We start from the raw sequence: 10,102 nt of genomic DNA, 5'->3' as shown, positions 1-10,102 counted from the left end.
TCCCGGCAACGAGCCCAGCGGCTGGCGGCGCTGGTTCTGAGCACGGTGACCCCCTGGGCCCGGCGGCTCGCGTAGGCTGGTGCTGAGCGCCGCAGGCCGAAGCCCAGCGATGCGCGAGCGCAGCGGAGCGCTGGGGTTCGGCGCGCGTTGCGCGCGCTCACCACCAGCCTACGCGGTGCGCACTTCCACGATCAGTTCCTCCAGCACCCGCAACACCAACCGCGGCTCCGTCAGCTGCGGGAAATGCCCGCTTTTCTGCGCGATCACCTGCTCGCCGCGCGGCGACAGCCGCGCCAGCTCCTGCTGGTTGGCGCGCCGTGCGCCCACCGCTGCCGGCGACATCAGCCACGCCCGCGGCGTGAGGCCGCCCGTGAGCACGCGCAGCGGCACGTCGGGGAAGGACCCCGCGGCTTCGATCTCGCGCACGGTCTGCTCCACGCCCGCGAGCTCGCTGTGCAGGTTCGGACGCAGCAATGCGTTGGGCAAGGCGAGCACCCGCGACAGCGCCCGCTCGACCTGCGTCGCATGCTTCTTCAGCACCAGCGGGTCGCCGGGATGCGTGGCCTCGATGAACAGCACGCCGGCCACCTCCTCGGGATGCAGCCGCGCGAACAGGTTGGCGTACAGCCCGCCCACCGAATGCGCCACCAGCACGTAGGGCGGCGCGAGATGGGTGGCCGCCAGCAGCTCGCGCAAGGAGGCGACCACGTGCGAGCCAGTCTGGGGCCCGCGCGGGCGGTCGCTGCCCGGCAGCCCGAAACGGTTCCAGCCCAGGACGCGGGCGATGCGCTCGACGCCCGGATAGAGCGGTTCCCACCCTTGCAGGCTCATGCCCGCGCCGCTGAACAGCACGACGTGCGCCGGCCCGTGGCCGGAGAGGACGTAGCCCAGGCGTCCCTTGCGCGTCGGCAGGGCGCGGATGGCGGGGAGCCGGGTGCGTCGGGTGGGCGCGAACTGCGGCATCCCGGGATGCAGGCTCAGAAGCCGTGTGCGAGCAATTCGTTCAAAGCTTCTTCAGGCCCCGCCGATGCCGACGTTGATCCTGCCGGTGCCGCCGCACTCGGGGCAGTCGGAGGCGCCGAGGCGTCCGCTGCCGCCGCACTTCGGACACACCGTTTCGCCGGTACCCGGCGTGCCGACCGGCGCTTCGTCGCCGGGGCTCATCGGCCGCTGCGCCGCGCTCGGCTGGCCGGGCGCCTGCCCGGCCGGCTGGTCGGAGCCGCCTTCGGTGCCGCGCGGAAGGTCGAGGGACGCGCCCGGATCCTCCTCGCCTGCCACCGAGTCGAGCAGGTCGATCGGATCGCCGGGACGCGCGGGGGCCCTGGAGCCCATCAGGGATTGCTGCTGCTTGCCGGCCATGGTCGCCCTTGAGAGTTGGCTTCCATCCTAGGCAGCGGCCGCAAACCGCGACGTAGGACGCCGACCCAGCTTCCGAAGGGCTATCGCCCTTGCCAGACCGGCGGGCGCTTCTGCACGAAGGCCTGCACGCCTTCGCGGAAATCCGCGCTGCCGTAGGTGCGGCGGATCAGGTCTTCCCCTTCCGGCAGGTCGTGGCGCAGCAGGCGGTTGAGCGCCTCCTTGCTGACCTGCTGCGTCACCGGCGCGAGCGAGGCCAGCTTCTTGCACAGCTTCTGCGCCGCCGCCTCGATCGCCTCCGGCGCCGCGACCTCCAGCACGTAGCCGCAGGCCTGCGCCTCCTCGGCGCCGATCACGTCGGCCAAAAGCAGCAGCCGCTGCACGCGCGGGCGCCCGAAGGCGGCCACCAGGCCGGCGACGTTGGCCACCGACAGGCAGTTGCCCAGCGTGCGTGCGATCGGCACGCCGAACTTGCTGGCCGGCGTGGCCAGGCGGAAGTCGCAGGTGCTCGCGATCGCGAGCCCGCCGCCGATGCACCAGCCCTGCACCACCGCCACGGTGGGCATGGGCAGGCCGGCCAGCAGCTGCATGGTGGCGTCGATCTGGCGCTCGTATTCCACGCCGCGATCGCCGTCGAACTCCTGGAACTGCGCGATGTCGGTGCCGGCGACGAAGGCCTCGCCGCCGGCGCCCTGGAAGCGCACCACGCGCACCGAGCGGTCCTCGCGCAGCTGCTCGCAGATGGCGCGCAGCCGCTCGTACATCGCCCAGGTCATCGCATTGCGCGCCTCGGGCCGGTCGAAAGTGACCGAGGCGATGCCTCCCTCGATGGCCAGGTGCACGCGGCCCTTGTTGTCCGTATCCTGCAAAACTCTTCCTTCGCTACTTGTAGAACAGATCGACCAGTCCCAGCCCCGTGGCCGGCACGTACGTCACCAGCAACAGCACCGAGACCAGCACGGCGATGAACCAGACGTTGACACGGGTCACCTCCCACACCGAGGACTTGGCGATCGAGCAGGCCACCATCAGCACGCTGGCCACCGGCGGCGTCTGCTGGCCGATGCCGAGGTTGATGGTAACGATGAGGCCGAAGTGCACCGGGTCGATGCCGGCGGCGCGCACCAGCGGCATCACGATCGGCACCACCAGGATGATCGCCGCCGCCGAGTGCAGGAACATGCCGAGGAACAGGAACAGGATGTTCAGCAGCAGCAGGATCACCCACTTGGTCTGCGTGAACTCCGAGACCGCGCGCGCCAGCGCCTGCGGCGCCTGCACCTCGGTGAGATAGGTGCCCAGCAAGGCGCTGGTGGCCACCAGCAGCATCACCACCGCGGTCTGCACCCCGCCTTCCATGATGGCGGCACGCAGGTGCGCCATGTCCAGTTCGCGGTAGATGAACAGGCCGACGAACAAGGCGGCCACGACCGCCAGCGCCGCGCCCTCGGTGGCCGTCACCACGCCGCCGAAGATCCCGCCCAGGATGATGATGGGCATGAGGAAGGCCCACAGCGCCTCGCGCGCCGTCTTGCGCACGCGCTGCCACGAGAAGCGCTCCTCGCGCGGCAGGTTGTAGCGGCGCGCGAGGAAGCTCGCCATGCCCATGAGCCCGGCCCCGCCGAGGATGCCCGGCACGATGCCGGCCACGAACAGCTGCACCACCGAGCTCTCCGCCATCACGGCGTACAGGATCATGGGGATCGACGGCGGGATGATCACCGCCAGCGTGGCCGCCGAGGACATCGCCGCCGCCGCATAGGGCGCCGGGTAGCCCTTCGCCTTCATGCCCGGGATCATCAGCGAGCCCAGCGCCGCGACGTCGGCCACCGCCGAACCGGAGATCTCGGCGAAGAACAGCGAGGCGCCGATCGAGACGTGCGCCAGCCCGCCGCGCACCCAGCCGAACAGCGCCGAGGCAAAGGCGATCAGCCGGCTGGAGATGCCCGAGGCATTCATGATCGCGCCGGCCAGGATGAACAGCGGGATGGCCAGCAGCGGGAAGTTGGTGGCGCCGTTGTAGATCACCACGGGCATGTTGGGCAGCGAGGACAAACCGTGCGAGGCCACCATCGCCAGCACGGCGACGATGCCCAGCGACACGGCGATCGGCACGTTGATCAGGACCAGCCCCAGCACGGCCCCGAAGAGCGACAGCATCGTTCCCATGCCGCCTCCTCAGTGCAGGCCGTCGGCCAGAGCCGCGCCGCTCACCGCCTGCGGCCGCGCGAGCCACAGGTCCACCAGGTGGGTGGCCTCCGCCACCACGATCAGCGCCGAGGAGATCGGGATCACCGACTGCGCCACGTTGACCGGCACCCAGGGCAGGCTCACCAGGGTGTCGCCGGCCAGGATCGGCATGATCTGCAGCCCCACCCAGCCGAGGAGCGCGAAGAACGCGATCACCAGCAGCTGGGTGAGCAGGCCCAGCCAGCGCCTCCAGGAGGCCGGGAGCTGGTCGACCACCTCGGGGCAGCCGATGTGGGCGCGCTTCACCGAAGCCAGCGCCGAGCCGTAGAAGGTCAGCCAGGCCAGCATGATGGATGCGACCTCGTCGTACCACACCAGCGACTGGCCGATGGCGCGGAACACCACGCCGAGCGTGACTTCGAGGGCGAGCGTCACCATGAGGGCCATCACGACCCATTCCAGCAGCAGGCCGTAGTGGCGACGGAAACGCTGCGTGGCCGTGGCGGGCGCGGCGGCTTCGGTATGCGGCATGTACGGCGTTCCTTTACTTGCCGAGGGCCACGGCCTTCTCGATCAGCGGCTTCGCCGCCGGCACGTCCTTGGCGAAGTCGTCGTAGATGCCCTTGCTGGCGGCGATGAAGGCGTTCTTGTCCACCTCGTTGACTTGCATCCCGGCCGCCTTGAGCTTGCCGAGCAATTCGCTCTCCTGCTTCTCCGCGGTGGCGTAGACGAAGGCCTGCACTTCCTTGGCCGTGTCCTCCAGCACCTTGCGCACGTCCGCGGGCAGTTGCTCGTACTTGTTCTTGCCCACCAGCAGGTAGGCCGGCGTGTAGACGTGGCCCGACAGCGAGAGGTACTTCTGCACCTCCTGCAGCTTGGCCGAGTAGATCTGCGTGAACGGGTTCTCCTGGCCGTCCATCACGCCGGTCTGCAGCGCAGTGAACAGCTCGGAGAACTTCATCGGGCTGGGGTTGGCCCCGTATTCCTGGAACATCTTCACCCGCCACTTGCCCTCGGGCACGCGCAGCTTGAAGCCTTCCAGGTCCTTGGGCACGCGCACCGGGCGCTTGTTGTTGGTGATGTGCCGGTAGCCGTTCTCCCACAGCGCCAGCACCTTCAGGCCCTTCTTCTCGGTGGCCGGCTCCAGCGCGGGCCAGAAGACCTCCTTCTCGATGCGCTTCATGTGCTCGCGGTCCTTCACCATGTAGGGCAGCTCGAAGATGCCGTACAGGTCGACCTCGGAGCTCATGACGGTGGAAGGCACGGCCATGTCCACGGTGCCGAGCTTGAGCTTCTGGATCAACTCCTTGTCGCCACCGAGCTGGCTCGAGCCGTAAGTGACGATCTTCACCTTGCCGGCCAGCTTCTGGTTGACGCGCTTCGCGTATTCGTCGGAACTGAGCTGGAAGATGGAGCCGGGTTCGCCCACGTGGCCGAGCTTGAGCTCGATGGGGCTCTGCGCCGCGGCGGGCGCCGACAAGGCCAGCGCCGCGGCGGCGGCACAGAGGGTCGCGAGGATAGCCTTCATGCGGTGTCTCCAGGAGTGGGTGGATGCCGCGTGCATTCGGCATCCGCCCCCTGGCGCTGTCAATGAGGTCTGGTCCGGAGAGCTTCCGTGTCCATTCCCCGGCCTCAGGCGCCGAACGCCCCCTCGGCGCGCAGCTGCGCGATGCGCTCGCTGGAGAGGCCCGCCTCGGCCAGCACTTCCTCGGTGTGCTCTCCCAGCAACGGCGGATGGCGGCGCACCTGCTGCGGCGTGCCGGTGAGCTTCACCGCGAAGCCGATGTTGGGCACCTTGCCCTCCACCGGATGGTCGATCTCCATGCGCATGCGGCGCTCCTTCGCGTGATCGCTGCCGAAGGCCTCCGGATACGAGAGGATCGGGCCGGCGGGAATGCCGTTGGCGAGCAGCGTCTCGACCCAGTAGTCCTTGCCCTGGGTGCGGAAGGTCCGCTCCAGTTCCTCCTGCAGTTCGGCGCGGTGCGCCAGGCGCTGGGCAATGTTGGTGAAGCGCGGGTCCTGCAGCAGTTCCTCGCGGCCCATCAGCTGGCACAGCTGCACCCACAGCTTCTGGTTGTTGGCGCCCATGACGAAGTGGCCGTCGGCGCAGGCCATGGCCTGGTACGGGGCCGTCATCTTGTTGGAGGTGCCCAGCGGCTGCGGCGGCTTGCCCGTGCCCCACCAGTCGCAGGTGTCCCACACCGAGAAGGCCATCGCGGTGTCGAACAGGGCGGCGTCGATGTACTGGCCCTGTCCGGTGTTCTTCGCGCCGATGTAGGCGGCCAGCGTGGCATAGATGGCGAACAGCGCGCAGCCGATGTCGGCCACCGGCACGCCCGCCTTCACCGGCGGCGAATCGGGATAGCCCGTCACGCTCATCACGCCGGACATGGCCTGTGCCATCAGGTCGAAGCCGGGCCGGTCGGCCCAGGGGCCGGTCTGGCCGAAGCCGGAGATGCTGGTGTAGACCAGGCGCGGGTTGATCTCCTTCAGCACCTCGTAGCCCAGGCCCAGGCGGCGCAGCGCGCCGGGGCGGTAGTTCTCGACCAGGATGTCCGCGTCGCGCGCCAGCGTCTTCAGCGCCTCCTTGCCGGCCCCGGTCTTGAGGTCCAGCGTGACACTGCGCTTGTTGCGGTTCATGTTCAGGAAGCCGAGGCTGTCGGCGCCCTTCATCTTGAAGCCCATGGAGCCGCGGGTCTGGTCGCCCGTGCCCGGGGGCTCGATCTTGATCACGTCGGCGCCCAGGTCGCCCAGCAGCATGCAGGCATAGGGGCCGGCCATCACCTGGCTGATGTCCAGGACGCGAACGCCCGCGAGGGGCAGCGGGCGCGAGGTATCTGTCATGGCTTGATTCTTCTCGAAAGGTACTTCTTGCGTCGTCCCCGCGAAGGCGGGGACCCAGGGCACGCGCGCAGCGCGCGGGACGCGGGCGCCCTGGATCCCCGCCTGCGCGGGGATGACGGCGCGATCAGGAATTCACGCTGACGTTGGCGTCCTTGATCACCTTGGCCCACTTGGCCTGTTCCACGTGCATGAACTCGCGGAACTTCTCCACCGAGCCGCCGCCGTCCTCGGCGCCGGAGGCTTCCAGCTTCTCGATCACGTCGGGCATCAGCAGGGCCTTGTTCACGTCCTCGTTCATGCGCCTGGCCAGGCCCACCGGCAGCTTGCCCGGGCCGACCAGGCCGTACCACGTGGTGGCCTCGAAGCCGGGGAAGCCCGACTCCGCCATCGTCGGCACGTTGGGGTGGCCGCTGGCGCGCTTCTGGCGCGTCTGTGCGATGGCGATCGCCTTGCCGCTCTTCACGTGCGGCGTGGCAGCCGTCATGGTGTCGAAGCTGTATTGCACCTGGCCGCCGATCAGGTCGGTCAGCATCGGGCCGGAGCCCTTGTACGGCACGTGGATCGCCTTCACGCCGGCCTGCAGCATGAACATCTCCAGCGCCATGTGCTGGGCCGAGCCGGGGCCGGCGGAGCCGAAGCTCACCTTGCCCGCGTTGGCCTTGCAGTAGGCCACCAGCTCCTTCACCGTCTTGGCCGGCTGCTGCGCATTGCAGATCAGCAGGTTCGGCGTGACGCCCACCATCGCGATCGGCTGGAAGTCGCGCTCGGCGTCGTAGTTCAGCTTCATCAGGTTGGGCATCAGCGCATGGCTGTTGATGTGCGCCATGTGCAGCACCGTGCCGTCGCCCGGCTGCTTGGCCACGTAGTCGGCGGCGATGGTGCCCGAGGCGCCCGCCTTGTTCTCCACGATGACCGAGGTCTTCCACATTTCCTGCAGCTTCTGGCCGATCACCCGCGCCAGGATGTCCGTGCCTCCGCCGGGTGCGAAGCCGACGATGATGCGCACCGGCTGGGTGGGCAGCGACTGGCTCCAGGCCATGGGGGCGGCGACGGATGCGGCGGCGCCGGCTAGAAAGGTTCTGCGTTGCACTACTTTGTCTCCTCTACAAGTGAAACGAGGCTCCATCGGAGCCTCGGGACAACGTCACGCCGCCTTCTGCAGGGCGACGGGGGCCGGGTGACCGGCGAAATACTCCATGGCGGCGGCGACCCCCGAACCGGCCAGCTTGACGCCGGACAGCTTCAGGCCCATCTCGCAGCCGGCGAGGGCCGCCATCAGGGTCAGGTCGTTGCAGTCGCCCAGGTGGCCGATGCGGAACATGCGGCCCTTGATCTTGCCGAGGCCGGTGCCGAGCGAGCAGTCGAAGCGCTCGTAGATCAGCTTGCGCACCGCGTCGGCATCCACGCCCTCGGGCATCACCACGCCGGTGAGCACCGGCGACTGGCTCGCCACCTCGGTGACCTGGGTCTCCAGGCCCCAGGCCTTGACGGCACCGCGCACGCCTTCGGCCCAGCGCCGGTGGCGCGCGAACACGCCTTCCAGCCCGCCGAAGGCCGGATCCAGCAGCATGTCGCACGCTTCGGCCAGGCCGTACAGCAGGTTGGTGTTGGGCGTGTAGGGCCAGTAGCCCGTCTTGTTCATCTCCACGATCTCGTCCCAGGCCCAGAAGGACTTGGGCAGCTTCGCGGTCTTGCTCGCTTCCAGCGCCTTGGGCGACAGGGCGTTGAAGCTGATGCCGGGGGGCATCATCAGGCCCTTCTGCGAGCCGCTGACGGTGACGTCCACGCCCCACTCGTCGTGCTTGTATTCGGCCGAGGCCAGGCCGGAGATGCTGTCCACCAGCAGCAGCGCCGGATGCCTGGCGGCATCGATGGCGCGGCGCACGGCCAGGATGTTGCTGGTCGCGCCGGTGGAGGTTTCGTTGTGCACCACGCACACGGCCTTGATCGAATGCTCCTTGTCGGCCGCCAGGCGCTCCTCGATCAGGTGCGCCTGCACGCCGCGGCGCCAGCCCTCGGTGCCCGGCAGGCCCAGGAACTCGGTCTTCAGGCCCAGGCGGGTGGCCATCTTGTTCCACAGCGTCGCGAAGTGGCCGGTCTCGTACATCAGCACGTGGTCGCCCGGGCTCAGCGTGTTGGCCAGCGCCGCCTCCCAGGCGCCGGTGCCCGAGGCCGGATAGATCGCGACCGGGTGTTTCGTCTGGAAGATCTGCTGGATGCCCTTGAGCACCCGCTTGCCCAGCACCCCGAACTCGGGGCCGCGGTGGTCGATCGTGGGCAGGCTCATGGCCCGCAGGATGCGGTCCGGGACCGGGGACGGCCCGGGGATCTGCAGGAAATGGCGGCCGGTGGGATGGAAGTCGAGCGTCAGCATGGTCGGGCTTCGTTGAAGTGGACGCCATTTTTTGCATACAAAATTCGATTGTCAATGGCTCTTGTCCCTACAGGGCATTTGCACAACGGCTAATTTGCATACAAAATTCCACCCCATGTCGGCCGAAGTCATCCCCATCCCCCGCGCCGCGCTGCACGAGCAGGTGGCGCAACGCCTGCGCCAGATGCTGGTGGAAGGCCGCATCGCGCCCGGCGCCAAACTGAACGAACGTGAGCTGTCCGAGCAGCTGAACGTGTCGCGCACCCCGTTGCGCGAAGCGATCAAGCGGCTGGCGGCCGAAGGGCTGGTGGAGCTGCTGCCCAACCGGGGCGCGGTGGCCGTCTCGCTCACCGAGGAGGACATCGTCCACACCTTCGAGGTGATGGCCGGCCTGGAGGCGCAGGCGGGCGAGCTCGCCGCCCAGCGCATCACGGAGGAGGAGCTGGCGGAGATCCGGGCCATGCACTTCGAGATGATGGCCGCCTACACCCGGCGCGACCTGTCCGCCTACTACGCGCTCAACGCGCGCATCCACGGCGCCATCAGCGCCGCCGCCCGCAACCCGGTGCTGACCCAGGTCTACCAGCAGGTCAACGCGCGGCTGCAGGCGCTGCGCTTCCGCTCCAACCAGGACGGCGAGAAGTGGAGCAACGCCATGAAGGAACACGAGAAGATGATCGAAGCCCTCGCCGCCCACGACGGTAACGCCATGCGCGAAGTGCTGCTCTCGCACCTGCGCAACAAGCGCGAGGTGGTGCTGGAGCAGCTGCGCGCCGCCCGCGCCTCCGAGGAGGCCGCGTCGTGAACGCCCCGCTGCCGATCACCGTCGCCCGCGAAGCCGAGGGCGCCGCCTACGACAAGGTGGCCAAGGCCAGCAACGAGGTCGCCGGCCGGCTGGCCCAGCGCCTGGCCGCCGAGACGCAGGGCGAGGTGCTGTTCTCGCCGGCGGACCGCGGCCGCTACGCCACCGACGCCTCGATCTACCAGGTGATGCCGGTCGGCGTGTTCGTGCCGAAGTCGGCCGAGGACGCCCGCATCGCGCTGGACATCTGCCGCGACCTCAAGGTGCCGGTGGTGCCGCGCGGCGGCGGCACCAGCCAGTGCGGCCAGACCGTGGGCGCCGGCCTGGTGATCGACTTCTCCAAGCACGTGCGCAAGGTGCTGGAGGTCGATGCGGACCGGCGCACCGTCACCGTCGAACCCGGCATCGTGCTGGACCACCTCAACGCGCAGTTGAAGAATGCCGGGCTCTGGTACCCCGTCGACGTGTCCACCAGCGCGCAGGCCACGCTCGGCGGCATGGCCGGCAACAACTCGTGCGGCAGCCGCAGCATCGCC

General features: G+C 69.0%; 11 protein-coding genes. 2 read left to right on the top strand and 9 right to left on the bottom strand.

From position 1 onward, the window contains the following. Nucleotides 1-168: 168 nt before the first annotated feature. The 9 genes from VFM98_RS23215 to VFM98_RS23175 form a co-directional block, all read right to left on the bottom strand. Nucleotides 169-963, bottom strand: a complete 795-nt coding sequence (locus tag VFM98_RS23215; RefSeq protein WP_325112263.1) for an alpha/beta hydrolase — start codon at nt 961-963, stop codon at nt 169-171. Between the two features lie 51 nt (nt 964-1,014). Further along, the gene (locus VFM98_RS23210) at nt 1,015-1,359 is read right to left on the bottom strand and encodes a hypothetical protein (RefSeq protein ID WP_325112262.1); all 345 of its coding nucleotides are present in this window, start codon (nt 1,357-1,359) and stop codon (nt 1,015-1,017) included. An 80-nt stretch (nt 1,360-1,439) separates the two neighbouring features. Then, nucleotides 1,440-2,225 (bottom strand): enoyl-CoA hydratase/isomerase family protein, encoded by a 786-nt coding sequence (locus VFM98_RS23205; RefSeq protein WP_325112261.1) that lies wholly within the window; start codon nt 2,223-2,225, stop codon nt 1,440-1,442. Nucleotides 2,226-2,238: 13 nt separating this feature from the next. Continuing rightward, nucleotides 2,239-3,525, bottom strand: a complete 1,287-nt coding sequence (locus VFM98_RS23200) for a TRAP transporter large permease (protein ID WP_325112260.1) — start codon at nt 3,523-3,525, stop codon at nt 2,239-2,241. Between the two features lie 9 nt (nt 3,526-3,534). Continuing rightward, nucleotides 3,535-4,077, bottom strand: coding sequence for a TRAP transporter small permease (locus VFM98_RS23195; RefSeq protein WP_325112259.1), 543 nt, complete (start codon nt 4,075-4,077; stop codon nt 3,535-3,537). A 13-nt stretch (nt 4,078-4,090) separates the two neighbouring features. Next, a complete protein-coding gene (locus VFM98_RS23190) occupies nt 4,091-5,074 on the bottom strand; it encodes a TRAP transporter substrate-binding protein (protein WP_325112258.1) in 984 nt (327 codons plus the stop codon). A gap of 104 nt (nt 5,075-5,178) precedes the next feature. Further along, nucleotides 5,179-6,390 (bottom strand): CoA transferase, encoded by a 1,212-nt coding sequence (locus tag VFM98_RS23185; protein ID WP_325112257.1) that lies wholly within the window; start codon nt 6,388-6,390, stop codon nt 5,179-5,181. A 124-nt stretch (nt 6,391-6,514) separates the two neighbouring features. Continuing rightward, a complete protein-coding gene (locus VFM98_RS23180; RefSeq protein ID WP_325112256.1) occupies nt 6,515-7,480 on the bottom strand; it encodes a tripartite tricarboxylate transporter substrate binding protein in 966 nt (321 codons plus the stop codon). A 54-nt stretch (nt 7,481-7,534) separates the two neighbouring features. Beyond that, a complete protein-coding gene (locus VFM98_RS23175) occupies nt 7,535-8,764 on the bottom strand; it encodes a pyridoxal-phosphate-dependent aminotransferase family protein (RefSeq protein ID WP_325112255.1) in 1,230 nt (409 codons plus the stop codon). A 115-nt stretch (nt 8,765-8,879) separates the two neighbouring features. Here VFM98_RS23175 and VFM98_RS23170 point away from each other — a divergent pair, with 115 nt between their 5' ends. Continuing rightward, entirely contained in the window at nt 8,880-9,569 is a 690-nt protein-coding gene (locus VFM98_RS23170; protein ID WP_325112254.1) for a GntR family transcriptional regulator, read from the top strand. Nucleotides 9,570-9,625: 56 nt separating this feature from the next. Continuing rightward, nucleotides 9,626-10,102: FAD-binding oxidoreductase (locus VFM98_RS23165; RefSeq protein ID WP_325112264.1), on the top strand; the 477-nt coding region annotated here is incomplete at its 3' end.

The sequence above is a fragment of the Ramlibacter sp. genome (assembly GCF_035706265.1).
Classification (GTDB): domain Bacteria; phylum Pseudomonadota; class Gammaproteobacteria; order Burkholderiales; family Burkholderiaceae_C; genus Ramlibacter.
Note: the sequence above shows the minus strand (reverse complement) of the source record. Positions and strands in the feature narration are given on the sequence as shown.